This window comes from Cellulophaga geojensis KL-A (genome assembly GCF_000568425.1).
GTDB classification, from domain to species: Bacteria; Bacteroidota; Bacteroidia; order Flavobacteriales; family Flavobacteriaceae; genus Cellulophaga; species Cellulophaga lytica.
In genome coordinates this window covers 178,387-204,779 of record NZ_ARZX01000005.1, presented here as the reverse complement: position 1 = coordinate 204,779, position 26,393 = coordinate 178,387, and the positions used below count along the sequence as shown (strand labels likewise).

Here is a 26,393-nt window from a genome sequence, read left to right as displayed (position 1 = left end):
TTTAGTGTATCGCTATGTTAGGACGGGACAATTGTAGCGTAAAAAAAAGCCACATTTTTAAAATGTGGCTTTTTATGTTTATCTATTAATTGTCTGTTTTCTATCTGGACCAACAGAAATAATTTTAATAGGAATTTCTAATTCTTTTTCTAGAAAATCTATATACTCATTTAATTCTTTTGGAAACTGAGATGGATCTGTCATTTTGGTTAAATCTTCTTTCCAACAAGGAAACTCTGTGTAAATAGGTTTTACATTTTCAGGTTCTATATTATAAGGTAAATGAGAAATTGTTTCTCCTTTATACTCATAAGCAGTACATACTTGTAGGCTGTCAAAACCAGAAAGTACATCGCCCTTCATCATATTTAATTGTGTAACACCGTTAACTTGGCAGGCATATTTTAGAGCAACAAGGTCTAACCAACCACAACGGCGAGGTCTACCAGTTACTGCGCCAAACTCATGACCTACTTTAGCCATATTAGCTCCAACTTCATCAAACAATTCTGTAGGGAATGGGCCAGAACCAACACGTGTAGTGTAAGCTTTAAAAATACCGTATACTTCTTTTACTTTGTTAGGAGCAATGCCCAAACCAGTGCAAGCACCAGCTGCTGTTGTGTTAGAAGAAGTTACAAATGGGTACGTACCAAAATCAATATCTAATAAAGACCCTTGTGCACCTTCTGCTAAAATAGTTTTACCTTCTTTAATAGCTTGGTTTAAATACTCTTCACTATCTATAAAAGTTAATTCTTTTAAACGCTCTACAGCATCAAAAAACTCAACTTCCATTTCTTCTAAATCATACTGTACATCTACATTGTAGAAACTAATCATAGTTTCATGCTTATCTGCTAAATGACGGTACTTTTCTTTCCAAGAATCCAATTCTAAATCGCCAACACGCATACCGTTTCTACCAGTTTTGTCCATATAAGTTGGACCAATACCTTTTAATGTAGAACCAATTTTAGCTTTTCCTTTAGATGCTTCAGATGCAGCATCTAACAAACGGTGTGTTGGTAAAATTAAATGTGCTTTTCTAGATATAATTAGTTTAGCCTTATAGTCTATATTAAATTGATCTAAACCTTCTAGTTCTTTAACAAAAACAACTGGATCTATTACAACACCGTTACCAATAACGTTCATTGCTTTTTTGTGGAAAATTCCAGATGGAATTGTTCTAAGCACGTGTTTAATGCCGTCAAATTCTAAGGTGTGACCAGCATTTGGTCCACCCTGAAAACGCGCAATAATATCGTAATCTTTAGTTAGTACATCAACAATTTTTCCTTTTCCTTCGTCTCCCCATTGGAGTCCTAGTAGTAAATCTACTGCCATTACTTGTAATTGGTTAGTTGTTTTCTTTTTTATTTTTTGTTCCGTAAAAGTATAGCGAGTGGTTTGTTATTTTAATATCAAACACATCCTCTATTGTTTTTTTAATTGACTGTATTCTAGGGTCACAAAACTCCATTACCTCACCCGTATCTGTTAGTATAACATGATCATGTTGCCTATCAAAATAAGATTTCTCATATTGAGCCTGATTTTTGCCAAACTGGTGCTTACGTACCAATTTACAATCTAATAAAAGTTCAATAGTGTTGTATAAGGTTGCTCTACTTACTCTATAGTTTTTGTTTTTCATTTTAATATAAAGAGATTCTATATCAAAATGATCTTCACTTTCGTAAATTTCTTGGAGTATAGCGTAGCGTTCGGGTGTTTTTCTGTGTCCGTTTTCCTCTAAAAAAGTCGTGAAGACATTCTTTACAATGTCTTGATTTTTGTTACTACCCATAGTATTTCTACAGCTTTTCGGTTTGCAAATGTAGTGTAAATTTTAAAGTCTAACTACTTTATCTATACCGTTAATTTTCTTTAAATTGTTAATAAGCTTAATTAAGATAGAATTATTTTTAACTACAACCGTGATTTTTCCTGAGAAAGTGCCGCCATCTGTACTAAAGTTAACGCTTCTCATGTTCACGTGCATTTGTTGAGAAATAATTGAAGTTAAGTCGCTAATTAAACCAATATTGTCTATTCCTGTTAGTTTTATGTTTGCTGTAAATTCTTGTTGTGAAGAATCTATCCACTTAGCCTGTATAATTCTATATGCATAATTAGATTGTAAAGATATGGCATTTGGGCAATTTTTTGTGTGCACTTTAATACCTTCATTTACACTAATAAAACCAAATACATCATCACCAGGTATAGGGTTACAACATTGTGATAGCTTATACTTTAGTTTTTCTTCTTCTTTACCAAACACTAACTGGTCATACTTTGCAGTAATCTCTTCTTTATCTATATTGTCTGGAGCCGTATTTCTTCTAATTCTATTTTTAAAGAAACTAATAAAGGCGTTGCTATAAGATGATGCAAATTCTTTTATTTGGTTATTATCTATAGATCCAGTGGCAATTCTGTAAAATAAATCTAAGCTGGTTCTTAGTTTAAAATGATACACCATTTTGTTAATGGTATCTTCATTAAAACTAATTTTTTGCGATTTTAATTTACGACGTAAAATTTCTTTGCCTTCTTCTGCAATTTCTTTTTTCTCTTCTCTTAAAGAAGATTTAATTTTAGATCTTGCACGTGCCGTTGTCGCATAGTCTAACCAACTTTGGTTGGGTTTACTTTTTTCTGATGTAATAACCTCTACTTGGTCTCCACTATGCAAAATAGTATTTAAAGGTACAAGCTTACCATTTACTTTTGTTCCTCTGGTTTTTAATCCAATTTCTGAGTGTATATGAAAAGCAAAATCTAAAGATGTAGCACCTTTTGGTAAGGATTTTAAATCTCCTTGAGGTGTAAAAACAAATATTTCTTTAGAGTAGAGGTTTAGTTTAAACTCTTCAACAAAATCTACTGCATTTGTATTTGCATTTTCTAATGCTTCTTGTAGTCTGTTTAACCAAACTTCTATACCTTGTTCCTTTTGGTCTCCGTGTTTGTATTTGAAGTGTGCAGCATAACCTTTTTCTGCAATTTCATGCATACGCTCACTACGTATTTGCACCTCTACCCATTTGGCATCTGGTCCCATAACGGTAATGTGCAAGGCTTCATAACCTGTAGATTTAGGAGAAGATATCCAATCTCGTAAACGTACGGGGTTAGGAGTAAAATTGTCTGTTACTACAGAGTAAATTTTCCACGCTAAAAACTTTTCATTTGCTTTATCTGATTTGTAAATAATACGAATAGCAAACTTGTCATAAATTTCATCAAAAGGCACATTTTGTACTTTCATTTTTCTACGAATAGAAAAAATAGACTTCATACGGCCTTTAATGGTGTAATTTAACCCTTCTTTATCTAAAGAGTCTTGTATGGTATGTGAGAAAGAGTCAATGTACTCTTGTTGCTCTTCTTTAGTTTCTTCAATTTTATCCTGAATGTCATTGTAGACTTCGGGCTCAGTATACTTTAAACTTAAATCTTCAAGTTCTGTTTTTATGTTGTAAAGCCCAATTCTGTGTGCAAGAGGCGCATAAATATAAAGTGTTTCAGAAGCTATTTTTAACTGTTTATGCTCTGGCATAGAATCCATAGTGAGCATATTGTGGTAACGGTCTGCTATTTTAATAATAATAACCCTAACATCATCATTTAAGGTTAAAAGCATTTTTCTAAAATTTTCTGCCTGTTGGGATACATTCATATCCTTTTTTAGGTGAGCAATTTTGGTTAAGCCATCTACAATTTTAGCTACAGTTTCACCAAACAAACGCTCTATATCTGCCAGAGTATATTCTGTGTCTTCTACAACATCATGTAGTAGGGCAGAGGCAATAGATACAGCATCTAACCCTATTTCTGAAGCTACAATTCTTGCAACAGCTATTGGATGAAAAATATAGGCTTCACCAGATTTTCTGCGCTGATCTTTATGTGCATCTACAGCAATTTCAAAAGCAGATCTAATGAGTTTTTTATCTTCATCAGAAAGTGTTAAGTAACTAACGCGCAGTAATTCTTTATACTGGCGTGTAATTTCTTTGTTTTCTTTTTCTATTTCAGCTTCTGTCATATAAACTAAAATTACATTAAACTTTGGTAATAATCAACAAAAATTATTTTTTTAAATTGTTAATTCTGTCAATTAGAGTAGGGTGAGAATAGTTCATAAAAACATATGCTGGGTGGGGTGTAAGGTTGCTTAAGCTTGTTTTTGACAGCTTTTTTAATGATGTAATTAATGGCATTGAAGCGTATGTTTTTTTAGCATAATCATCTGCTTGGTATTCAAATTTTCTAGATAAGTAGTTCATTATTAAGCTTGTAGTTTCTGATATAGGACTGTACAATATGCCAAAACCTATTAAAGCAGCATGAAAACTAGGTACGGTTACACCAATTGCTAAAGAAATACTAGGTGTATTTATAAAAATTGATAAAATGTACAATGTTAAACCAGTAAGTAAAATTGAAGCAGTTAAATTAAATAAAATATGCTTGCGTTTGTAATGCCCAACCTCATGCGCTAAAACGGCAATTATCTCCTCTTCGTCTAAATCTTTAACAAGCGTGTCATACAACGTAACTCTTTTTTGTTTTCCAAAACCAGAGAAATATGCGTTAGCTTTGGTAGATCTTTTAGAACCATCTATTATAAAAATATTTTGGAGTTCAAAACCAACTTTTTGAGCGTATTCTTCAATTTTAGTTTTAAGACTACCATTTTCTAAAGGCGTTTGTTTGTTAAAAAGGGGTACAATTAACTTGCTGTAAAACATATTCATGAAAATTGAAATAATAGAAATTGCCACCCAAGCATATATCCAAAAATTTGTGCCAGCCCAGTTGTAAAACCAAATAACTAATGCTAAAAGAGCACCGCCAATAATGGCAGTTAAAAACCAACTCTTAATTAGGTCTAAAAAAAATAACTTTTTAGTAGTTTTATTAAACCCAAATTTTTCTTCTATTACAAAGGTGCTGTAGTAAGATAAGGGTACGTTTAAAATACTGTTGCCTATCATTATAATACCAAAAAAAATAATAGCAACTAAAATAGGATTGTCTGTTATGCTACGCGCAAAATTATCTACCCAAGCAAACCCTCCAAAAATTAAAAACGACAGTGTTAGTAGTACTGAAAAACTACCAGAAAATACACCAAATCTATAGTTTGCAGTTTTGTAACGCTGAGATTTAATGTACTCTTCTTCATTAAAAATGCCGTTTAGCTCCTGTGGTATAGCTTCTTTAAATTTTTTAGCGTTTAAATAATCTACAGCAGCATCTATTACAAATTGCAGTATAATAATGCTTAGTATTACATAAAAAAGAATACTCATAAATATAGTTATTGGTGGTGGTTTGGTTTTGTAAAAATAGTAAATACTAACTTCTTTGTCGTTTTGCTTCAAAAATAACTACAGCAGCAGCTACAGAAACGTTCATAGAGTCTATTTGGCCTTCCATAGGAATTATAATATTTTGGTTAGAGTTGCTTAACCACTCTTTAGATAAACCTGTTGCCTCTGTACCCACTACAATGGCAGATCCGCTGGTATAATCTACAGTTGTATATATTTTTGAAGCGGTTAGCGCAGCACAATACGTAGCAATATTATGTTCTTTTAAGTACGCTATAATTTCAGACGTTGTACCCGTTGCAATTTTAGTAGTAAAAACGCAACCTACGCTAGAACGTATAATATTAGGATTATAAAGGTCTGTCTTAGGATTGGCAATAATAACAGCATCTAAATTTGCAGCATCTGCTGTACGCAATAACGCACCAATATTACCTGGTTTTTCTGGAGCTTCTGCTATTAAAATTAGAGGTTTTTTTGAGCTTAGTAGTAAGTTGTTTATAGTATGATTTTTACTTTTTACAAGTGCTACTACACCTTCTGTAGTAGCTCTGTATGCTATTTTTTGGTACACATCTAAGTTAACCTCTATAACATTTGTAGTGCTATTATTTTTAATTAAGTCTGTAATAGCCTGCTCAGAAATTAAATCTTTACAAAAAAACAAGGTTTCAATACTATAGTTTCCTTTTAAAGCAAGTTGTAACTCTCTGGCACCTTCTAGCACAAAAAGATTACTTTTTTTACGCTCTCTAGACTTGTCTTTTAGTACTAAAGTTTTTTTAATTAGCGGATTTTGTAAGCTTGTTATTTGTTTAAATGTATTCATTACAACAAAAGTAATGTAATATTGTAAATTATAGATTAGCATTACGACGAATTGTAAATTATAACTAATAAATTAAATTTTTTAAAAAATGAAGTATTTAGCATTGGCCTTATTTTCTGTTTTAATTGTTTCTTGCAAACAAGAAAAAAAACAAACTACAACAGAAAAAGCTGAGACAAAGGAAATATTAGAAGTAAAAATTAACGCTTACCCTAATGAGTTGCAACAAGTTTTTGATGCTCACGGAGGTATAAATGCTTGGAAAAATATGAAAAGTTTGGTTTTTGACATTCCTAAACCAGATGCTAGAGAAACACATACTATAAACTTACACACAAGAGAAGATAAAATAGTTACCCCAAAACATACTATTGGGCATAACGGCTCTAAAACTTGGTTGTTAGATACTGAAGGAGAATTTAAAGGCGATGCTGTTTTTTACCATAACCTTATGTTTTACTTTTATGCAATGCCTTTTGTTTTAGGTGATGATGGTATTGTTTACGGTGAAACAGAACCTGTAGTTTATGAGGGAAAAAGTTATCCTGGAGTAAAAATTAGTTACAACCCTGGCGTAGGAGCATCTTATAAAGATTTATACTTTATACATTTTGATCCGGATACAAAGCAAATGGCTTGGTTAGGTTATAGCGTTAGTTACAGAAGCGGAGAAGTTAGTAATAAGTACAGTTGGATACATTATAATGATTGGGCTACTGTAAATGGTTTATTGTTACCAAAGTCTATTACGTGGCACAATGTAAAAGAAGGTGTTATTAAAGATGCAAGAAATACAGTTACATTTGAAAATATTGAGGTTAGTAAAGAGGCAAAGCCATCATCATTTTTTGCTAAGCCAGAAGCTGCAGTTTTTGTAGAGGGTAAAATACAGGAATAAGTTACTGTAACGCACAAAATAAAAAAGCCTCCAAAACAATATGTTTTGGAGGCTTTTATTTTTAAGTAGACAAAAGTATTACTCTCCTCTATTATATTTACCCATATATCTTTTATACAATTCTGTTTGGTGTGTTTCTAAAGACACATCTCTACCGTCTATAAAAGCTTTTTGTAGTTTATTAGTACGCATTTCTAAGGCATCTCCTTCAGAAATAAATAAAGTAGCACTTTTGCCAACAGCCAACGTACCGTGTGTATCATCAATTCCTAAAATTTTAGCTGTATTACTAGTAATTAATTGCAAAGCAGCTTCTTTTTCCATACCGTAAGCTACAGCTTGACCAGCGTAAAAAGGTAAGTTTCTGTTCTGGAAATTTGCTTCACCATTATTTTGTATACCAACCAGCAATCCGCCTTCTGTTAATAGCTTAGCCATTTTATATGGTAAGTCATAATCATCATCATTATTACTTGGTAAATTATGCATTGCTCTTACTAAAACAGGAATATTGTGTTTTTTTAGAAAGTCTGTAATTTTATAGGCATTATATCCGCCAACTAAAACAACATTTTTAATGTCATTTTCTTTTAAAGTTGTTACAGCGTCTATAATTTCTTTTTCACCATCTGCATACACATATAATTTTTGTTCTCCAGAAAAAAGTCCTTCCATAGCAGCAAACTCTTGATGAAAAGGTTTGGCTGTGGTTTCATTATAAGCTTTAGCGTTTACAATAAAATCTACCACATTAGAAATGTCTTTTTTGTAATTTTTATTTGGTTGTAAACCTCTTGGTTCACCTAGCCACCAACGGCCTCTTCTGTATGAGTTTGGCCAGTGTAAATGTATACCGTCATCGGTTTTTACAGCAGCATCTTCCCAGTTCCAAGCATCTAATTGTACTACAGAAGATGTACCAGGTATAACACCACCTCTTGGAGCTATTTGTGCCATAAGTACACCATTAGGGCGCATACTTTCTATTACTTTAGATTCTGAGTTATAAGCAATTAAACTTCTTACGTGTGGTATCATTCCACCAATTTCTGCTTGGTCATCACTAGCTCTTACAGCATCTACTTCTACCAAACCTAAAACTGTACATGCAGCAATAAAACCAGGGTATACATGTTTTCCTTTAGCATTAATAACCTTTCCTTTACGAGCAATTCTCATTTTAGCATCTCCTACAAAGGTAATTTTACCACCTTCAAACATAATAAGAGAGTTTTCTATAACTGTACCGTCACCTAAGTGGGCAACTGCACCCTCTATGGTAATGGCTTCTTTTTGTGGGCTAGCTGGTGTTTGTTGTGCAAACCCATTTGCGGTAAAGCAAAATACTAGCAGTATGTATATAATTTTTTTCATTTCTGTTATTTTATATGTTGTCTATTAGGTTTACCACTCAGCATCCATAGTATCACAGTGGAACTTAGGTTTTTGTTTCTTAATAGGCTTTTGTGTTGGTTTGCCACCTTCTTTTTCTTCAAGCATCATTGTAATAAGCTTGTTTCTTTCGTTTTTAATAGCAGTTCTTTGTTGTTTGTCTTTTTCTAAATCAAAATATACAACACCTTCTATTAATGTTTTTTCTGCTTTTGCATAAACAGATAGTGGATGGTTGTTCCAAAGCACTAAATCTGCATCTTTACCTTCTTTAATACTACCTACACGATTGTCTAGGTGTAATAATTTAGCAGGATTAATAGTTACCATTTTCCAAGCCTCAAGCTCTGTCATATCTCCGTATTTAACAGTTTTGGCAGCTTCTTGGTTTAACCTTCTAGACATTTCTGCATCATCACTGTTAATAGCAACAGTAACACCTTGACTTTGCATTATAGCTGCATTGTACGGTATAGCATCATTAACCTCATACTTGTAAGCCCACCAATCGCTAAATGTAGATGCTCCAACCCCGTGTTCTTTCATTTTATCTGCAACCTTGTAACCTTCTAAAATATGTGTAAAAGTGTTTACTTTAAAGTTGAACTTTTCTGCAACTTTCATTAACATATTAATTTCTGACTGTACGTAAGAGTGGCAACTAATAAAACGTTCTCCGTTAATTATTTCTGCAATTACTTCCATTTCTTCATCATAACGGTATGGCTCACCACTTTTTTTCTTTTCGTCATATTCCTTACCACGTTGAAAGTAATCTATAAACATTTGTTCTACACCCATTCTTGTTTGAGGAAAACGAGAACGACTGCCCCAGTTGCTTTGTTTTACATTTTCACCTAAAGCAAATTTTATAAATTTAGGAGAATTATCGTAAATCATTTCATCTGCACTTTCTCCCCACTTTAACTTTAATAAAGCAGAACGCCCTCCAATAGGGTTAGCAGAACCGTGTAATAATTGTATAGTTGTTACACCACCAGCAAGATTGCGGTAAATGTCTACATCTTCGTTATCTACTACATCTTCCATTTTTACTTCTGCAGAAGAATTTTGCCCGCCTTCATTAATACTTAAGCCTGCAATATGTGAGTGCTCATCTATAATACCAGCTGTTAAATGCTTACCAGTTGCATCTATAACTGTTGCTCCACCTGCACTTAAGTTGGTACCTATTTTTACAATTTTACCCTTTTTTACAAGTACATCTGTATTTTTTAAAATACCAGCATCTTCACTTGTCCAAACTGTAGCATTTTTAAACAATATGTTTTCTTGTTTTGGTTTGTTTGCGTAACCATAACCAACGTTAGGGTAGGTAACCGGCATTAAATCTGGTGTAGTAGTTTCTTTTTTCTTTTTCTCTTTTTTATCTACATCTCCTGTTTTTGTAGCAACAAAAGTAGATTCAGTTCCGTTTGGTAATACTAATTTACCGCTAATATTGTTAGAGTTAGGGGTAACAATACCCGTCATTCTATATCTTTTTTCTCCTTCATTTGTGGCAAAGGCAAGATCTATCCAATTCTCTTTATATGAGAATTTAGACTTAATAGTGGTAGAGTCTTGTTTTAAAGTAGCAGAAGGTTTATCTGTAGCCCCTTTAATTTCTAACTTATAAGTTGTGCCATCTACAGCTAAATTATAGGTTCCATTTATGTCTTTAACATCTTTATCTGTTATTACATTTTTTTGTCCTTGAACCCAGTTTTCGTAAAGTGTAGTGTTTTTGTCAAAAACATCACCAGAAGTAATTAAAAAGTTTGCGTAGCTGCCACTTTTAAGAGAACCTATTTGGTTAGATTTACCAAGTATTTGCGCAGGTACAGTTGTTAAAGCCTCTAGAGCTTTTGTTTTTGGTAAACCGTATGCAATAGCTTTTAATAATTTACTTTTAAAAGCAGCAGGAGATTTAAGGTCATACGTAGTAAACGTAAAAGGAACACTGTTATCTGCTAGTACTTTTGGGTTAGAAGGTGCTTGGTTCCAACGTCTCATATCTGCTAAAGAAACATTATCTGCTTGGTATGGGTTAGATACATCATAAGCATCTGGAAAGTTAATAGGTACAATGTAGGTGGCATTTGTAGCTTTAATATCTGCAATGCTCTCATACTCATTACCACCAGCTAAAATTACATATTGTATATTGTTTGCGTCTCCTATTTTATCTGCTCTTAAAGCGTGACCCTTATCACCAGCTTCAAAAATTTGAACCAAACCTTTATTTTTATTTAAAGCTTCTAAAGACAAATCTTTTGTGTCACTATTGCCATTTGCATACCAAGCAGCATCAGAATACATTTGCCTTAGTAAAGCCAAAGAACCCATTAATGAAGAAGGGTAAGATTGTTTTTTTATGGCGCTCCTATTTAAAGAAAAATATTGTGCAGATTTGTCATCTAAAATACGGTCGCTATTTGTACCATCATCATTTAAAGTAACAAGTATACCTGTACCACGAGCAATACCATCTTGTATATGAGAGTTTACAACACCAAAACCTGCTTTTTGGTATTCAGCAGCTTTTTTAGCATCAAACTTAAAAACAGATATAGCATTATTTTCTGGCATTATATGGTCATTCCAATAATAACCGTGTCTTGTAGCTTCATACTGTGTAGATCTACCGCCAGATGCTTTAGGCTTTTTTACACCAAAGTCTGAGTAAATATCTATAAACGAAGGGTAAATAGATTTTCCTTTTAGGTTTACAGTTACTGTATTTTTAGGTACAGTAACACTTTTACCTACTTGTACTACTTTTCCGTTTTTAATAAGTAGAGTTCCGTTTTCTACAACTTGTGTAGGAGTAACAAATATTTTAGCATTTGTAAAGGCGGTGTAATTGTTGTTTTTAGATTTTACACCAGTGTTTGTAGGGAAATAATCCTGTGCAAACACGGTAGCACTTGCCAAAAATAGGGCAAGCGATAGGAGTCGTATTCTCATATCGGTTTCTTTTTGAGTTGATTAGTAAATTAGTCTGTCTAAAGATATGTAAACAGGCATTTGAAAATCGTAATAAAATGTTAAAATTACTGTGCGTACGTATGTAAATGTACCGCTATACTATAGATCTTAATATTTTATAATGGGTGTTTTTGATGGTAGGCAACCAATAATGTTACAATTCTGCTGTAGCTTTTCATACCATCTGTTTGGTTGTTTGCTTTTAAAAAAGTGCTGTAAACAGATTTTAAAACAGGCTCCATAGGGTTTTCATAATTACCCCAAAAAGTACTTAATTCTTGGTAGTTTTTTTTAACTCCAACATTTAAATTACTATAAAGTTGATTAAATAATTCTGGATTATTGTATCTAATATCACTTAAACAATAGCTTAATGCGTATGAGTAGGCAGCATATTTAAAGTAAATATCTGTATTGTTAGCAGTTACCAAATACCCAATAAAATTGGTTTCATTTTCTGCAGAATATCCAATTTGGTGTCCGGCTTCATGACCTGCAATTACAGGATACCTGTACAGAGGTATTTTGCCATTTACCTGAGCTTCATTAGTAAAAGGGTTAAGGTAGCCACCGTAGCCTGCATAGCTTAAACCTGTACTATATAAAGAGGTTTTTAAGCTAGGTGTTTGATAATTTAAAAATGGGTATTTTTTTTGTAATTCCGTGTACCCTACGGTTGTTAAATCATAAATCTCTGATTTGTTATAGGGCATAACAACAGCTTTAGTACTGTCTTCTGTAATAGTTTTATGTATGGTATTTGTTTTTTCTATTAACCTAGAAACAAAAGATTCTAATTCTGCTAAAGAATGATTCTCTTTAATTTGTAATGTTTTGTATAGTGGTTCTCTGTAGTAATTTAACCCCCAACAAAAATGAAAAGTAAAATAAGCAATAGATAAAACTACCAGAATATTTCTTAAAAAAATGAGAGGTTTTTGCTTTATATATTTTCTTTTTTTAATAACGTATTTAAGAGCAAATATAATTAATGCAGCGTATAAAATATCGCCAACAGAAAATGGTATCCAACCTAATAAATACCTAAAAAACTTAGAAGTGTATTGGTACAAACCATTACTGTAATATTTTTCAATAAATGCAGGATAGTTGGCCAACCATTTTACCAATACTATTTGTATAGGCAACAAAAGAGCAATACCATTTTTTAATTTTGACTTCATTACATCAAAAATAAACAATACAAGACATAAAATCGTTTTCTATTATGTAATTTTGAGGCCTAGAAAATAAAAAGAAATGAGTAAAGATATAAGAGAGTTAGAACCAAAAGCAGTTTGGAACAAATTTGCAGACTTAAATGCAGTGCCAAGACCTTCTAAAAAAGAAGAACGTGTTATACAGTTTATGTTAGATTTTGGCGCTTCTTTACAATTAGAAACTTTAAAAGATGAGGTTGGTAATGTTATTATTAGAAAGCCAGCAACACCAGGTTTAGAAAATAAAAAAATGGTTACGTTGCAGTCTCATTTAGATATGGTACACCAAAAAAATAACGATACTATTTTTGATTTTGATACTCAAGGCATACAAATGTACATAGATGGTGACTGGGTTAGAGCTCAAGGAACTACGTTAGGAGCAGATAACGGTATGGGTGTTGCTACAATAATGGCTTTGTTAGAAAGCACAGATATACCACACCCTGCTTTAGAAGCTTTATTTACTATTGATGAAGAAACAGGAATGACTGGTGCTATGGGGTTAAAAGGTGGCGTTTTGCAAGGCGATATCCTTTTAAATTTAGACACAGAAGAAGATGATGAGATTGATATAGGTTGTGCAGGAGGTGTAGATATTACTGCAAGAAGAATTTATGAATTAGAGCCTGTGCAGGCAAACTTTACAGGATATAAAGTAACTGTTAAAGGATTAAATGGTGGTCATAGTGGTATGGATATACACCGTGGTTTGGGCAATGCTAATAAAATAATGAATAGGCTGCTTTATAACATAAGCTTACATACTGATTTGGCCATTTCTGAGATTGATGGTGGTAGTTTGCGTAATGCAATACCAAGAGAAAGCAATGCTATTGTTGCTGTAAAAGTTACAGATGAGTTTTTGGCTAATTTTGAAAAGTTGGTAAATACTATTAAATCTGAATTGAAAGTTACGGAGCCAAATTTAATTATCTCTTTAACAGAGGTTGCCTTGCCAGAAAATGTTATGGAAAAAGAGGCTCAACAAAAAATGTTACGTGGTATTTACACAGCACATAACGGTGTGTATGCAATGAGTGCTAGTATGGCAGATTTGGTAGAGACATCTAACAACATAGCAAGAGTTATAGTTAAAGACGGAGCAATAAAAATAGGATGCCTAACTAGGTCTTCTGTAAACTCTGGAAAAATGGATTTAGCTAACGCATTAAAGTCTGCTTTTGAATTAGCAGATTTTAAGGTAGACTTTAGTGGTGAATATCCAGGATGGAATCCTAATCCAGATTCGGCTATTTTAAAAGTGTTAAGTGCACAGTATAAAACCGTTTTTGGTACAGATGCAAAGGTAGTGGCTTGCCATGCTGGTTTAGAGTGTGGTATTTTAGGTCAGAATTACCCAGATATGGATATGATTAGTTTTGGGCCAACTATAAAAGGAGCTCACTCACCAGATGAACGTGTTAGTATTTCTTCTGTACAAAAGTTTTGGAAATTTACTTTAGAAGTGCTAAAAAATAGTCCGGCTTAAAGCATTATATAACTTTATAAAAAAATCCCCATTTGAAAACATCAAATGGGGATTTTTAGTATTAAGGTTTTATTTAAAAAGTAGGATTCTTTTCTATTAATTCTGTTCGTACTAATTTTCCAGATTCCGTTACTTGATCTAAGCTCCAATTACCATTGCCACTAGCTCCAGGAGTTAATGCCGCAGATTTTTCGTTTTTATCTGCTATAGACCAATTACACCATGATATTTTGTTATCATCTAAAAATTTCCACCAAGCTTTACTCTCTACAGTGTCTACATACCCATCACCAGTATATTCTGTTGTGCCATATTCTGTAACAAAAATAGCCAAGTTGTTGTCTATGGCTTGTTTGGCAATATCTCTTAAATATTGCTTGTGACTAGCTGCATAGTAATGAAGAGTATACGCTACGTTGGCATCATTAATTTCATTGCCAATTACTTCATCAACACGTTGAGACCATACTCTAGTACCACAAACTACAATATTGTCTGGGTCATACTTTCTAATTTCTTTAATAACAGCTTCATGGTATGGCTTAAGTGTGTTGTTCCATGAAACACCATCTAAAGGTTCGTTGTAAATTTCGTAGATAATGTTAGGCTTGTCTCCGTATTTTTGGGCAACTTCTGCAAAAAAACTTTTTGCTTCACTTAGGTGATTTTCTGCGTGGTGACTGTGCCAATCTACAATAACATAAATACCTTGTTCTATAGCGGCATCTATAACTGTAAATATTTTAGCTTTTTCTCTTTCTGGGTTGCTTAGGTAACCATCATTATCTTCTACAGCCATAGCTGCTCTTACAATGGTAACGTTCCAATCCTCTTTTAGCCATGATACGGTGCCTGTTGTGTAGTATTGTGGCATCCATTGGCTCCAAAATAAAGACATACCACGTAATTGTATTGCGTTGTCATTTTTGTCTACAATTTTACTTCCTTTAATGCGTAGTTGTCCGTACGCATCTACAACAGTTTTTGCAGTGTTGTTACTGTTGTTTTCATCTTCATTGGTGTTTTCTTCTTCTTTAGTTTCTTCGTTATTATCATTAATTGCATCTATTAGGTCGTTAGATGAATTGTCACAAGATAAAAAAGATAAAAAAAATACGAGTAATACTGTTTTTAATGCAAATGTTTTCATAGCGTTTTTTATTATTAAAGGTTTACTTGGGGAGAATTATTTGTAGTAAATGTATTACAAATAAAAAAGACTGCCAAAAGCAGTCTTTTAATTTATTGAAACTTTTTTGTTAAGAAACGTGTAGTTTATTGAATACCAGTGATTTCTACATCAAAAATTAAATCGGCGTTTGGAGGTATTGGTCCGCCTCCTTGTTCTCCGTAACCTAAGTGAGGTGGAATAAACAAACGAACTTTATCGCCAACTCTCATACGTAATAGCCCTTCTTTAAAACCAGCAGTTAATCTAGACTCTGGACTGTATTCCATTGGGTATGGGCTTAAATCGTTACCGTGCATTTTGTAAATAATATCATATTTTCCAAACTCTTTAGCAACGTCTTCCATTGTGGTATCAAACAAAGTGCCATTGCTTAACCAACCAGCATAGTTTACCAAAGCTTTTTGTCCAATTTTTGGTTTTTTACCAGTACCTTCTTTTAAAACAAGCACTTTTAAGCCAGAAGGTAAAGTTTCTGCTTTTTTAATTTGCTCGGCAGTTTCTGCAGCAAAAGCAGCTTCTGTTTTTTTAGCTTCTTCAGCTAAAGCAAGTTGTCTTTTTTCTTCTTCTTTTTCTTCTTCAAAGTAAGCTGTCATTACTTTAATTGCATCAAACTTTTTAGCCTCTTTACCTTTTTTTACTATTTCTATGGTAGAGATAACAACATCTTCTAAAGGTCTGTTTTTTGCAGCTACTTTTACATTTGCAATAGAGTCTACAACTTCTAAACCTTTAACAACTTCACCAAAAACAGAATGACATCCAACTCTAGGATTATCACAATTTTTTAAATTACCAAACTCATCTAAACCATCTAAGAAAGGAGTAGGAGCGTGAGTAATAAAAAACTGGCTGCCATTAGTTTTGGGCCCAGAGTTAGCCATAGATATAATACCTTTTTTTGTGTGACGAAGAGAATCGTTAAACTCGTCTTTAAATTTATAACCAGGGTTACCCATACCTGTTCCTGTTGGATCTCCACCCTGAATCATAAAATCTTTCATTACTCTATGAAAAATAATACCATCGTAGTATTTTTTACCTTTGTATTCTTCACTAACAAACGGACTTTTACCTTCTGCTAAAGAAACAAAATTAGCAACAGTAACTGGAGCTAAATTGTACTCTAACTTTACTAGCATATCTCCTTTATTGGTTTTTATATCTGCATACAACCCATCTTCTAAGTCTGCATATTGTCCAGATTTACAGCCTACCATTGCAGATACAGCTATTAATAAGATTAAAAAACTTTTTTTCATTTTTACTTTTTTAGTTGATTTTTAATTTAGAATACTATCTTTTTCTACTTTTAATATAGATACTACTGCTTTTAAAGGTATGTTGGTTCCTATTTTATTATCGTCTCCGTGGTAGCCGTAGCCTAAAGAAGAAGGAAATAAAAAGGTAGCAGTCTCATTTTCTTTTAAGAGTTTTACACTTGTACGTAGGCCTAAAAATAGTTCTTGCTTGTCTACTTTATATTGTATGGTCCCAATTTCATTAAAACCATAAATAGTATCATTATTAAGGTCTAATAAACTATAACGCATAGTAACCAAATCATCTGGTTTTATGGTTTGTGTTTGTTCTTGGTTTTTTTTATTGTAAAAATACCAAGCTCCATTTGTACCACTTATGTAGTTGTGGGCAGTATCTTTTTTTATTATTCGTTGTATAATTGCTTCTTCTTCTGCAAGTAGTAATTTATTTCGTTTTATAGATTGTTTTATGTAACTACCTGTTTTTACTTCTATAGGTCTTCTTGGTTCTGGACCATCACAACTTATAAAGCAAAGTATTAGTGCTAAGTATATAACTTTTTTCATCCTTTTAATTGATCTTTATAACTGTCTAACAAAGCAACAAATTTTGCTGTGGTTTCTTCTAAAGAAACATTGCTTTTACCACCAGCAGCATTGTCGTGCCCGCCACCTTCAAAATGCGCTCTTGCAAATTCGTTTACAGAAAAATTGCCTTGAGATCTAAATGATATTTTTATAATTCCTTCATCTTTATTTTCAATAAAAATAACAGCAAAAATAATATTGTCTAAAGTAAGTCCGTAATTAACTATACCCTCTGTATCTCCTTTTTTAAATTCATTTTCATCTAACTCTTCTTGGCTAAGTGTAATGTATGCAGTATGGTAATCTTCTAGTATAACCATATTTTTTAGGGCACAACCTAAAATATGTAATCTACTAGGAGAATTGGTGTCAAACACCTTATTGTGTATAGCCATATTTTCTGCTCCTCTATCAATTAAATCTGCAACTACGCGGTGTGTTCTGCTTGTTGTAGATGAGTATTTAAAAGATCCAGTATCTGTCATTATACCAGTATACAAGCAGTTTGCTATTTTACTTGTAATTTTGCTAGTGTCTTGTTCAATGGCTTCAATAAAATTATATACCATTTCACAAGTAGAACTCATATGCACATCAGAATATGTAACTTTTGCGTAGTCTGATGGTGCTTGGTGATGATCTATCATAATAAAGGTACCTTCTGCAGCTTCTAAGGTTTCTTGCATAAAACCAACCCTAGATAAATGATTAAAATCTAGTGTAAAAATTATACTAGCTTCTGTAATATATTTTTCAGCTACTTCTTTGTCATTTTCAAAAATGATAATTTCTTCTTGTCCTGGCATCCATTTTAAAAACTTAGGAAAGTCATTAGGAGCTATTACAACTGCTTGTTGTCCTTTGTTTTTAAGGTAATGCATTAGTCCTAAGGTAGAACCTATGGCGTCACCATCTGGATTTTTGTGTGGTATTATAACTATTTTGTGTGGTGAGCTAAGTAAGGACTTCACCGTTTTACTATCTTCTTTATTCATATGCACCAAAGATAGTGTTTTTAGTAAATGCTCAAAATACCGGTAGCTTTTTATAACTGCCAATCTTATGTTTTGGTTAATACCTTATGTAATGCTTTAGTATGTGAAAAAATAGTCTTAAAATTGTTACTTAAACTATAATTTTAATATTTTGAAGAAAACTATTTTTGTACTTGGTTTATTGGTTGCTTTTAGCGCATGTAAAACAGTAAAACCTGTAGAAACTACTGTAACTACAGAAACTAAGCCAGATTTTACCATTGCTTTTGGATCTTGTAACAAACATGATGAGGTAAACCCTTTGTGGGATGATGTTTTAGCAGCCAATCCTAATTTGTGGATTTGGGGAGGAGATAATATTTATGCAGATACAGATAATATGCAGCAGTTAAGAGCTATATATGCAGCTCAAGACAATGTGCCTGGTTACAAAAAGTTAAAAGAAACTGTACCAGTAATTGGTACTTGGGATGATCATGATTATGGTTTAAATGACGGTGGAGTAGAGTTTAAGGCTAAAAAAGAAAGTGAACAAGAGTTTTTAGACTTTATGGATGTTGCTAAAGATAGTCCGCGTAGACAAAGAGAAGGTGTTTATGCAGTACATAATTACAACTTGCCAAAAGCAAAAGTAAAGGTATTAGTTTTAGATACGCGCTATTTTAGAACAGCACTAACACCAGCTACAGACAACAAAAGGCGTGTGCAACCAAATGTTTACGGAGAAGGAACTATTTTAGGAGAAGAGCAATGGAAATGGTTAACAGAAGAGCTAAATAATTCTGAAGCAGATTTTAATATTTTAATTAGTAGTGTACAATATTTATCTAACAAGCACGGTTTTGAAGGATGGGGAAATTTTCCGCATGAGGTAGACAAGCTTAAAAAACTTTTAGTAAAAACTAAGGCTAAAGGAGCAATGATATTATCTGGAGACCGACATATATCTGAGTTTTCTGTAGACACAGTAAAAGATTTAAATTATCCGCTGGTAGATTTTACAAGTAGTGGGTTAACACATACTTACACTGGTTTTTCTGGAGAAGAAAATCCATACAGGGTAGGAGAAGTAGTTTATGTTAAGAGTTTTGGTTTGTTAAATTTTGATTTTGACACTAAAACAGTAAACTTTAAAATGATAGGTGATAATGGTAAGGTGCTAGGAGAATTAAAACAAACCTACTAAGCAGCTTAATATCATTAACCTAACAATCTAGTAACAGTTGCTTTACAAGCTTTTAAACTAATTTGTTGCGTGTTATATTAAAAGCATTATTTTTGCAAAAAATTTAAAAGACGATGATTACAAACAGAACTTTTACAATGATTAAGCCAGACGGTGTAGAAAATGGTCACATTGGTGGTATTTTAGAAAAAATTACATCTGCAGGTTTTAAAATTGTAGCTATGAAATATACGCAGTTAAGCAAAAGAGATGCAGAAGCATTTTATGCTGTACATAGCGAGCGTCCGTTTTTTGGAGAGTTAGTAGAATTTATGACAAGAGGTCCTATTGTTGCTGCTATCTTAGAAAAAGATAACGCTGTTGAAGATTTTAGAGCTCTTATTGGTGCAACTAACCCAGCAGAAGCTGCAGAAGGTACTATTCGTAAATTATATGCAACTTCTATAGGAGAAAATGCAGTTCACGGATCTGATAGTGATGAGAATGCTGCTATTGAAGGAGCTTTCCATTTTTCTGGAAGAGAAATTTTCTAGATATATACCAAAACATAAAAAAAACCATCAAGTTTTTGCTTGATGGTTTTTTTATGTTTTAAAATGAAAAGTATTTAACGTAGTACTAATTTTTTTACCACTTCTTTTCCTAAATCTTCATTTATCATTTTAATAATTTTTGAATTGCCGTGACTTAATTCTTCTCTTAATACAGAAGAACTTAGAGATACGTACAAAGTGCCATTACGTAATTCTACAGCAGTAGTATAATTATTTACACCAGGTCCCATAAGGTTTTTCCAAGCAGCACGTGTATCTACACCGTCTATACCACGGTCTAATCTATTTTCTTTTATAAAATCTTGTAAAAGATCTCCTAATTGCAGATTTTCTTTTTTGCGTTTTGCCATTATTGCTCTATTTGTATAGGTTGGTAGCGTTTGTAAACGTATGTAATTTGCTCTGTATCCTTAACTGTAAAAGAGTTTTTGGTAAGGCTTAATAACTCTTCTTCTCTTTCTGTAAGGTTATTGCTGTATGTTATGGTAAAGGTACTTTGTTTTTGTGTAATAGTAACTTTATCTACATCTTTATTTGTGGTAAAAGTGCCTCCAATTTTTGGCTGTACTTTTGTTCTAAATCCTTTTTGGTTATTAATTTCAAAAAAATCTATAATAGGGCTTGCTTTATACTCTTTGCTGCTGCCATCAGCAAAAAAAACTTGAGTAATTTCCCAGTAGCCATTAAGCAAGTGTATATCTTCTTTTTTTACAGTAGATGAGTTGCTACAGGCTATAAATAGTATTGTTAAACATATAATTGCTAGCTTTTTCATTGTTAAAGTTTCTTGTTTAAAGGATGTACAGTGACTTGGAAAATGCAAATTTAAGTATAAAATAACGGCAACTTTTAATGTTATTTTGTTTTATGAATATAAAATATAAACTGTAAGTATAACTAGTTATATTTTAAATATTTTGTAACTCTGGTGTATATTTTTTACCACATTTTCAGTTCGGTCTGCGTGCGTATCACTAATAAAAATTTGTCCAAAATTATCGTCATCTACTAAAGATACAATTTGTGCTACGCGGTTTTCATCTAACTTGTCAAAAATATCGTCTAACAATAGAATAGGAGTTGTTTTTGCTTGCGCTTTAATAAAGTTAAATTGAGCCAGTTTTAAGGCTATTAAAAAGGATTTTTGCTGCCCTTGGCTACCAAATTTCTTTACAGGGTAATTGTTAATTTCAAAAGACAAATCATCTTTATGAGTACCAACTGTAGTGTATTGCACAGCCCTATCTTTTTCTAAACTTTCATTAAATAATTGCAGTAAATCTTTGTCTAGTAGCTTGCTATTGTATGTAATTGTTACATCTTCTTTTCCGCCAGATATTGCAGCATATTGTTCTTTAAAAATAGGAATAAATTCATTTAAAAATGCAACACGTTCTTTGTGTATAATTGTACCATATTCTTGTAATTGCTCATTATAAACACTTAGTGTAGTTTTGTCAAAAGTATGGTTTACAGCAAAGTATTTTAAAAGAGAATTACGTTGTAAAAGTATTTTATTATATTTTAAAAGAGCAGTTAAATATTCTTTATTAGATTGAGATATTACACCGTCTATAAACTTACGTCTTGTGTCACTACCTTCTAAAATAAGGTCGCGGTCTGCCGGAGAAATAATTACCAACGGTAAAAAACCAATATGGTCAGAAAACTTATCATATGCCTTACCATTTTTTTTAATAACCTTTTTAGCACCTTTTTTTAAACTGCAAATAATTTTTTCTTCCCTATCGTTTTTAAAAAACAATCCATCAACAACAAAAAAATCTTCACCGTGTTTTATATTTTGTGACGCAATAGGATTAAAGTAACTTTTGCCAAAAGATAAATGGTAAATAGCATCTAAAATATTTGTTTTTCCTACGCCATTACTGCCAACAAAGCAGTTTATTTTAGCGTCAAAATCAAATTCTTTAGAGTCAAAATTTTTATAATTTACAAGCGATAATTTCTTTAAAAGCATTCTGTTTTTGGCAAGTTTTATTTTAAAAATATAAGAGAAGTCGCAAATTATTGAAAAATAACGAATAAATAAGGTTTTAGATTTCAATAAAAACTTTATTTTTGCGCGATTAATAAAATTAACTATGGCTACATATAAAAAGCGAGGATACAAACCAAAGACTAAAGAAGAAGAAGTAGAAATACAAGAACAAGATAGTACAACTGCAGAGGTTTTTAATACTTTAGATGAAAGTGCGTCCAAATCTGAGGAGTGGGTTGCAAAAAATCAAAAAGCAATTTTAGGCGTTATAGGTGTTATTGCTGTTGGAGTTTTAGCTTATTTAGCTTATGTTAATTTTGTTCAAAATCCTAAAATTAACGATGCTAATAACGAAATGTACTACCCACAACAGTATTTAGACCAAGCGTTAAATGATGCATCTGCGAATAAAGATTCTTTATTAACTTTAGCCTTAAACGGGTCTGAAGGTAAATACGGATTTTTAGATATTATAAAAAATTACGGTGGTACACCAACTGCTAACCTAGCAAATTACTCTGCTGGTATGGCTTACTTAAATTTAAAAAACTACCAAGAGGCTATTAATCATTTAGAAGATTTTAGTACTAGTAATGTTACTTTAGGAGCTTTAGCTAAAGGTGGTATAGGTGATGCTTTTATGCAGTTAAACCAAACTGAAGATGCTTTAGAGTATTATGAAAAAGCAGTTGCTCAGGGAGATAACGATTTTACAACTCCAAGATATTTATACAAAGCTGGTGTTGCAGCATTAGAGTTAGGTGAAAAAGATAAGGCATTAAAGTACTTTGAGAGAGTGAAAAATGAATTTTCTACTTCTTTAGAGGCTTCAACAATTGATGCATTTATAGGAAAAGCTAAATAATATAGATATGGCTACGGCTAATAAAAATTTATCAGTATACGATAAAACTTCAATCCCAAACGCGAAAGATTTTCGGTTTGGGATTGTTGTTTCAGAATGGAACACAGAAGTTACAGAAGGGCTATATAATGGAGCTATAGAAGCTCTTTTAGATTGCGGAGCTGTAAAAGAAAACATTGTAAGATGGGATGTTCCTGGGAGTTTTGAACTTACTTACGGTAGTAAAAAAATGATTGCAACTAAAAAAGTAGATGCAGTTATAGCTATTGGTAGTGTTATACAAGGAGAAACTAAACATTTTGATTTTGTATGTAGTGCAACAGCACAGGGTATAAAAGACCTAAATGTTTTAACAGATACACCTGTTATTTTTTGTGTACTTACAGACAATAACTTGCAACAAGCAATAGACCGTAGTGGAGGTAAACACGGTAATAAAGGAACAGAAGCTGCAATAGCAGCAATAAAAATGGCTGCTTTAGGAAACTAATACTGCCAAATACACTTATTAAATACTCTTAAAAAGTCTTTTAAATAAGATTTTTTAAGAGTATTTTTTTTATACATCTTTTTTGTTTTTATGTTAATTTGACTTGTTAACAAGTTTTGGCATAGTATCTGTGCTATTTTTTGTGTTTTTAAGTACCTTTGAAAATCTAGTTATTATGGGAAAATTTACAAGATTACGGAAAAATAAGTCGTACGACTATAAGCCTCGTTACTATGATGATAAAGGTGAGGGTAACCCGTATAAAATTCAGCATAAACTAGATAAATACCGTACAACTGTTGGCCCAAAACAAGGATTAAAAAGTAAGTTTGGAAACGCTTTTTCTGATCTGCGTAAAGAGGGAGACAGAAATATGAAAATACGAATGGCAATTATAATAGCTGTTTTGGTTTTCGCTTTTTTATACATTATAGACTTTGATCTTTCAATATTCTCCATAAAATAATGGCAGATATCATAAAACTTTTACCGGACCACGTTGCAAACCAAATTGCAGCGGGTGAAGTTGTTCAGCGACCAGCTTCTGTAGTTAAAGAACTACTAGAAAATGCAATTGATGCAGGAGCAACTAGTATAAAATTAATAATTAAAGATGGTGGTAAATCTCTAATACAAGTTGTAGATAACGGTATTGGTATGAGTGCTACAGATGCAAGACTTAGTTTTGAGCGCCACGCAACATCTAAAATACAAAGCGCAGAAGATTTGTTTAATCTAAACACAAAAGGGTTTAGAGGAGAAGCTTTAGCTTCTATTGCAGCAATAGCACGTGTAGATTTGCAAACAAAAACTGCCAACGAAGAAATTGGAACTGCTATAGAAATTGAGGGTAGTGAAATTAAATCTCAAGAGGTAGTAGCTACGCCACAAGGAACTTCTTTGGCTGTTAAGCACTTATTTTTTAATATTCCTGCACGTAGAAATTTTTTAAAGTCAGACGCCGTAGAATTACGCCATATTACAGATGAGTTTCATAGAGTAGCTTTAGCTCACCCATCTATAGCATTTAATTACTACAATAATGGTAGTGAACTTTTTAACTTGCCAGAATCTAATTTTAGACAAAGAATAGTAAATATTTTTGGAAAAAAGTCTAATGAGAAATTGGTTCCTGTTAATGAGGATACACAAGTTGTAAAAGTTTCTGGTTTTATATGCAAGTCTGAGTTTGCTAAAAAGAGTAGAGGTGAACAATACTTTTTTGTAAATAACAGGTTTATAAAAAGTCATTATCTTCATTATGCAGTACTTGCTGCTTTTGAAGGCTTAATTAAACCTGGGACTCATCCTGGTTATTTTTTAAATTTAGAGGTAGATCCTTCATCAATAGATATAAATATACACCCAACTAAAACAGAGGTGAAGTTTGATGATGAACAAACGTTGTATGCTATTTTAAGGTCTACTATAAAACATAGTTTGGGGCAATTTAATGTTGCGCCTACTTTAGATTTTGATCATGATAGTAATTTGCAAACACCATACGAGTATAAAAATAAAAATGCTGTTTTACCAAAGGTAACCGTAGATTCAACTTTTAATCCGTTTGCAGAAGAAACCAAGCCAACAACCGCTAGAAATAGCCCTTCGGCGTCTTCAAGTTCTTTTTCATCTTACAAAAAGCCTAGTCCGCAAAGTTGGGAGAGTCTTTATGTAGAAACGCCCAATACAGAGGTAAAATCTACTGGTTTTGAAGGAGTAAGTTTTGAGTCTGAAGTAAGTGCAAAGTCTATTTTTGATGATACAGAAGATGATTTAGATACTTCTGCAATTACTTTTCAGTTAAAAAGAAAGTATATTGTAACTACCATAAAATCTGGTATGGTTGTTATAGACCAAGGAAGAGCCCACCAACGTGTGCTGTACGAGAAGTTTTTAAGAACAGTTACTTTAAATGAAGGTTTAAGTCAGCAGCTACTTTTTCCTATACAATTGTCATTTTCTTTAGCAGAAATTGATATTTTAAAAGATATAAAAGACAATTTAACTACTATGGGTTTTGTTTTTGGACAAATAAATGAAAATATAGTAGAAATAAATGGTATTCCGCCAATGGTTGCAGAAGCAGAGGTAGATACTATTTTTGATGAATTAATGGCAGATTGCCAACAAAATGTTGGTGCAGATGGTTTTTCACAAGCAGATATTTTAAGTAAAGCTTTGTGTAAATCTTTGGCTGTTAAAACAGGAGACGTTCTAGATAAATTATCTCAGGCTGCGCTGGTAAACGATTTGTTTGCTTGTACAGAGTCTATGGTTAGCCCGTTTAACAAACCAATTTATGTTACCATCACAGAAAACGATATTGATAAAAAATTTATGTAATGGGTAGACTTACAGATGTTATAAAACATTTAATAATAATAAATGTTATTTTCTTTTTAGCAACACAAACATTAGGAGACCAAATGTACCAATGGTTTTCTTTGTGGTTTCCAGAAAATGAAAATTTTCAGCTATGGCAGTTAGTATCACATATGTTTATGCACGGTGGTTTTATGCATATAGCATTTAATATGTATGCTTTATATGCTTTTGGTACACCTTTAGAGCAAATGTGGGGTAAAAACAAGTTCTTATTCTTTTACTTTTCTGCAGGTATTGGTGCGGCGTTAATACATACAGGTGTTAACTATTTTTACTTTAACCAAGGTTTAGATGCCATTGTAAACTCTGGTGTTTCTAAAGAGCAAGTAATGGGTATTGTTGCTGAAGGAAAATATATGCCAGATTGGTATAACGTAGCATCTAAAAGTACAATAGATAATTTTTTAAGCGCATATAACACGCCTGCTGTAGGTGCTTCTGGTGCTATTTATGGTATTTTAGTTGCTTTTGGTATGATGTTCCCTAATGCAGAATTAATGATGATATTTTTACCTATACCTATAAAAGCTAAGTACTTTATTCCTGTTTTAATTGGTATAGATTTGTTTTCAGGCTTAACAGGCTATTCTTTATTTGGCGGAGGTATTGCACATTTTGCACATATAGGTGGTGCTATATTTGGTTTTATAATGATGTGGTACTGGAAAAAAAATCAGTTTAATAACAATCGCTGGAATTAA

General features: G+C 32.5%; 24 protein-coding genes. 9 read left to right on the top strand and 15 right to left on the bottom strand.

Features of this window, described 5'->3' with window-relative positions; all coding sequences use genetic code 11:
* Positions 1–78: 78 nt before the first annotated feature.
* From KLA_RS06320 to KLA_RS06300, 5 genes are read right to left on the bottom strand one after another with little or no spacing between them, the layout of a single operon-like run.
* On the bottom strand, positions 79–1,350 hold the full coding sequence (locus KLA_RS06320) for an adenylosuccinate synthase (protein ID WP_013619862.1): 1,272 nt from the start codon (positions 1,348–1,350) through the stop codon (positions 79–81).
* A 13-nt stretch (positions 1,351–1,363) separates the two neighbouring features.
* Positions 1,364–1,813, bottom strand: coding sequence for a Fur family transcriptional regulator (locus tag KLA_RS06315; protein WP_013619861.1), 450 nt, complete (start codon positions 1,811–1,813; stop codon positions 1,364–1,366).
* A gap of 42 nt (positions 1,814–1,855) precedes the next feature.
* A complete protein-coding gene (locus tag KLA_RS06310) occupies positions 1,856–4,060 on the bottom strand; it encodes a RelA/SpoT family protein (RefSeq protein ID WP_013619860.1) in 2,205 nt (734 codons plus the stop codon).
* A 43-nt stretch (positions 4,061–4,103) separates the two neighbouring features.
* Entirely contained in the window at positions 4,104–5,330 is a 1,227-nt protein-coding gene (locus tag KLA_RS06305; protein ID WP_013619859.1) for a M48 family metallopeptidase, read from the bottom strand.
* Positions 5,331–5,376: 46 nt separating this feature from the next.
* Positions 5,377–6,180 carry a TrmH family RNA methyltransferase gene (locus KLA_RS06300; RefSeq protein WP_034644609.1) on the bottom strand — a complete coding sequence of 268 codons (804 nt, stop codon included), beginning with the start codon at positions 6,178–6,180 and terminating at the stop codon, positions 5,377–5,379.
* 88 nt (positions 6,181–6,268) lie between these two features.
* On the opposite strand from KLA_RS06300, the gene KLA_RS06295 reads away from it, so the two are divergent.
* A complete protein-coding gene (locus KLA_RS06295) occupies positions 6,269–7,078 on the top strand; it encodes a DUF6503 family protein (protein WP_034644597.1) in 810 nt (269 codons plus the stop codon).
* Between the two features lie 78 nt (positions 7,079–7,156).
* Here the strand turns inward: KLA_RS06295 and KLA_RS06290 are convergent, their stop codons facing one another.
* The 3 genes from KLA_RS06290 to KLA_RS06280 form a co-directional block, all read right to left on the bottom strand.
* Positions 7,157–8,452 carry an amidohydrolase family protein gene (locus KLA_RS06290; protein ID WP_034644596.1) on the bottom strand — a complete coding sequence of 432 codons (1,296 nt, stop codon included), beginning with the start codon at positions 8,450–8,452 and terminating at the stop codon, positions 7,157–7,159.
* A gap of 30 nt (positions 8,453–8,482) precedes the next feature.
* Positions 8,483–11,440 carry an amidohydrolase family protein gene (locus KLA_RS06285; RefSeq protein WP_034644595.1) on the bottom strand — a complete coding sequence of 986 codons (2,958 nt, stop codon included), beginning with the start codon at positions 11,438–11,440 and terminating at the stop codon, positions 8,483–8,485.
* Between the two features lie 137 nt (positions 11,441–11,577).
* Positions 11,578–12,645, bottom strand: coding sequence for a DUF3810 domain-containing protein (locus tag KLA_RS06280; protein ID WP_034644608.1), 1,068 nt, complete (start codon positions 12,643–12,645; stop codon positions 11,578–11,580).
* 76 nt (positions 12,646–12,721) lie between these two features.
* On the opposite strand from KLA_RS06280, the gene KLA_RS06275 reads away from it, so the two are divergent.
* Positions 12,722–14,173 (top strand): aminoacyl-histidine dipeptidase, encoded by a 1,452-nt coding sequence (locus KLA_RS06275; RefSeq protein ID WP_034644594.1) that lies wholly within the window; start codon positions 12,722–12,724, stop codon positions 14,171–14,173.
* A 73-nt stretch (positions 14,174–14,246) separates the two neighbouring features.
* On the opposite strand, the gene KLA_RS06270 is transcribed toward KLA_RS06275, so the two are convergent.
* The 4 genes from KLA_RS06270 to KLA_RS06255 form a co-directional block, all read right to left on the bottom strand.
* On the bottom strand, positions 14,247–15,323 hold the full coding sequence (locus KLA_RS06270) for a glycoside hydrolase family 5 protein (RefSeq protein ID WP_034644593.1): 1,077 nt from the start codon (positions 15,321–15,323) through the stop codon (positions 14,247–14,249).
* Positions 15,324–15,448: 125 nt separating this feature from the next.
* Positions 15,449–16,624: a peptidylprolyl isomerase gene (locus KLA_RS06265; RefSeq protein WP_034644592.1), complete on the bottom strand. Its 1,176-nt coding sequence runs from the start codon at positions 16,622–16,624 to the stop codon at positions 15,449–15,451.
* 21 nt (positions 16,625–16,645) lie between these two features.
* The gene (gldI, locus tag KLA_RS06260) at positions 16,646–17,191 is read right to left on the bottom strand and encodes a gliding motility-associated peptidyl-prolyl isomerase GldI (protein ID WP_034644591.1); all 546 of its coding nucleotides are present in this window, start codon (positions 17,189–17,191) and stop codon (positions 16,646–16,648) included.
* Positions 17,188–18,207: a DHH family phosphoesterase gene (locus KLA_RS06255; protein ID WP_034644590.1), complete on the bottom strand. Its 1,020-nt coding sequence runs from the start codon at positions 18,205–18,207 to the stop codon at positions 17,188–17,190. Before KLA_RS06255 ends, gldI begins: the two co-directional genes overlap by 4 nt.
* Before the next feature lie 151 nt (positions 18,208–18,358).
* On the opposite strand from KLA_RS06255, the gene KLA_RS06250 reads away from it, so the two are divergent.
* Positions 18,359–19,393, top strand: coding sequence for an alkaline phosphatase D family protein (locus KLA_RS06250; RefSeq protein WP_034644589.1), 1,035 nt, complete (start codon positions 18,359–18,361; stop codon positions 19,391–19,393).
* Positions 19,394–19,506: 113 nt separating this feature from the next.
* Positions 19,507–19,926: a nucleoside-diphosphate kinase gene (locus KLA_RS06245; RefSeq protein WP_013619847.1), complete on the top strand. Its 420-nt coding sequence runs from the start codon at positions 19,507–19,509 to the stop codon at positions 19,924–19,926.
* Positions 19,927–20,000: 74 nt separating this feature from the next.
* Here the strand turns inward: KLA_RS06245 and KLA_RS06240 are convergent, their stop codons facing one another.
* The 3 genes from KLA_RS06240 to recF form a co-directional block, all read right to left on the bottom strand.
* Complete coding sequence (locus KLA_RS06240) at positions 20,001–20,297, bottom strand: DUF721 domain-containing protein (RefSeq protein WP_013619846.1); 297 nt, start codon at positions 20,295–20,297, stop codon at positions 20,001–20,003.
* Positions 20,297–20,722: a hypothetical protein gene (locus KLA_RS06235; RefSeq protein WP_034644588.1), complete on the bottom strand. Its 426-nt coding sequence runs from the start codon at positions 20,720–20,722 to the stop codon at positions 20,297–20,299. Before KLA_RS06235 ends, KLA_RS06240 begins: the two co-directional genes overlap by 1 nt.
* 126 nt (positions 20,723–20,848) lie before the next feature.
* On the bottom strand, positions 20,849–21,928 hold the full coding sequence (recF, locus tag KLA_RS06230; RefSeq protein WP_013619844.1) for a DNA replication/repair protein RecF: 1,080 nt from the start codon (positions 21,926–21,928) through the stop codon (positions 20,849–20,851).
* A 124-nt stretch (positions 21,929–22,052) separates the two neighbouring features.
* Between recF and KLA_RS06225 the strand changes: the two genes are divergently transcribed.
* The 5 genes from KLA_RS06225 to KLA_RS06205 all read left to right on the top strand — a co-directional run bounded on the left by KLA_RS06225 (position 22,053) and on the right by KLA_RS06205 (position 26,393).
* Positions 22,053–22,814: a tetratricopeptide repeat protein gene (locus tag KLA_RS06225; RefSeq protein ID WP_013619843.1), complete on the top strand. Its 762-nt coding sequence runs from the start codon at positions 22,053–22,055 to the stop codon at positions 22,812–22,814.
* 7 nt (positions 22,815–22,821) lie between these two features.
* Positions 22,822–23,304 (top strand): 6,7-dimethyl-8-ribityllumazine synthase, encoded by a 483-nt coding sequence (gene ribH / locus KLA_RS06220; protein ID WP_034644587.1) that lies wholly within the window; start codon positions 22,822–22,824, stop codon positions 23,302–23,304.
* 175 nt (positions 23,305–23,479) lie between these two features.
* A complete protein-coding gene (locus KLA_RS06215; RefSeq protein ID WP_013619841.1) occupies positions 23,480–23,770 on the top strand; it encodes a hypothetical protein in 291 nt (96 codons plus the stop codon).
* Positions 23,770–25,650, top strand: a complete 1,881-nt coding sequence (mutL, locus tag KLA_RS06210; protein ID WP_034644586.1) for a DNA mismatch repair endonuclease MutL — start codon at positions 23,770–23,772, stop codon at positions 25,648–25,650. The genes KLA_RS06215 and mutL overlap by 1 nt, the downstream gene beginning before the upstream one ends.
* Positions 25,650–26,393, top strand: coding sequence for a rhomboid family intramembrane serine protease (locus tag KLA_RS06205; RefSeq protein ID WP_013619839.1), 744 nt, complete (start codon positions 25,650–25,652; stop codon positions 26,391–26,393). The genes mutL and KLA_RS06205 overlap by 1 nt, the downstream gene beginning before the upstream one ends.

Excerpts from the sequence above, each read along its gene's own strand:
- KLA_RS06320 (WP_013619862.1), bottom strand. The coding sequence starts at position 1,350 with ATGGCAGTAGATTTACTACTAGGACTCCAATGGGGAGACGAAGGAAAA.
- KLA_RS06315 (WP_013619861.1), bottom strand. The coding sequence starts at position 1,813 with ATGGGTAGTAACAAAAATCAAGACATTGTAAAGAATGTCTTCACGACT.
- KLA_RS06310 (WP_013619860.1), bottom strand. The coding sequence starts at position 4,060 with ATGACAGAAGCTGAAATAGAAAAAGAAAACAAAGAAATTACACGCCAG.
- KLA_RS06305 (WP_013619859.1), bottom strand. The coding sequence starts at position 5,330 with ATGAGTATTCTTTTTTATGTAATACTAAGCATTATTATACTGCAATTT.
- KLA_RS06300 (WP_034644609.1), bottom strand. The coding sequence starts at position 6,180 with ATGAATACATTTAAACAAATAACAAGCTTACAAAATCCGCTAATTAAA.
- KLA_RS06295 (WP_034644597.1), top strand. The coding sequence starts at position 6,269 with ATGAAGTATTTAGCATTGGCCTTATTTTCTGTTTTAATTGTTTCTTGC.
- KLA_RS06290 (WP_034644596.1), bottom strand. The coding sequence starts at position 8,452 with ATGAAAAAAATTATATACATACTGCTAGTATTTTGCTTTACCGCAAAT.
- KLA_RS06285 (WP_034644595.1), bottom strand. The coding sequence starts at position 11,440 with ATGAGAATACGACTCCTATCGCTTGCCCTATTTTTGGCAAGTGCTACC.
- KLA_RS06280 (WP_034644608.1), bottom strand. The coding sequence starts at position 12,645 with ATGAAGTCAAAATTAAAAAATGGTATTGCTCTTTTGTTGCCTATACAA.
- KLA_RS06275 (WP_034644594.1), top strand. The coding sequence starts at position 12,722 with ATGAGTAAAGATATAAGAGAGTTAGAACCAAAAGCAGTTTGGAACAAA.
- KLA_RS06270 (WP_034644593.1), bottom strand. The coding sequence starts at position 15,323 with ATGAAAACATTTGCATTAAAAACAGTATTACTCGTATTTTTTTTATCT.
- KLA_RS06265 (WP_034644592.1), bottom strand. The coding sequence starts at position 16,624 with ATGAAAAAAAGTTTTTTAATCTTATTAATAGCTGTATCTGCAATGGTA.
- gldI (WP_034644591.1), bottom strand. The coding sequence starts at position 17,191 with ATGAAAAAAGTTATATACTTAGCACTAATACTTTGCTTTATAAGTTGT.
- KLA_RS06255 (WP_034644590.1), bottom strand. The coding sequence starts at position 18,207 with ATGAATAAAGAAGATAGTAAAACGGTGAAGTCCTTACTTAGCTCACCA.
- KLA_RS06245 (WP_013619847.1), top strand. The coding sequence starts at position 19,507 with ATGATTACAAACAGAACTTTTACAATGATTAAGCCAGACGGTGTAGAA.
- KLA_RS06240 (WP_013619846.1), bottom strand. The coding sequence starts at position 20,297 with ATGGCAAAACGCAAAAAAGAAAATCTGCAATTAGGAGATCTTTTACAA.
- KLA_RS06235 (WP_034644588.1), bottom strand. The coding sequence starts at position 20,722 with ATGAAAAAGCTAGCAATTATATGTTTAACAATACTATTTATAGCCTGT.
- recF (WP_013619844.1), bottom strand. The coding sequence starts at position 21,928 with ATGCTTTTAAAGAAATTATCGCTTGTAAATTATAAAAATTTTGACTCT.
- KLA_RS06225 (WP_013619843.1), top strand. The coding sequence starts at position 22,053 with ATGGCTACATATAAAAAGCGAGGATACAAACCAAAGACTAAAGAAGAA.
- ribH (WP_034644587.1), top strand. The coding sequence starts at position 22,822 with ATGGCTACGGCTAATAAAAATTTATCAGTATACGATAAAACTTCAATC.
- KLA_RS06215 (WP_013619841.1), top strand. The coding sequence starts at position 23,480 with ATGGGAAAATTTACAAGATTACGGAAAAATAAGTCGTACGACTATAAG.
- mutL (WP_034644586.1), top strand. The coding sequence starts at position 23,770 with ATGGCAGATATCATAAAACTTTTACCGGACCACGTTGCAAACCAAATT.
- KLA_RS06205 (WP_013619839.1), top strand. The coding sequence starts at position 25,650 with ATGGGTAGACTTACAGATGTTATAAAACATTTAATAATAATAAATGTT.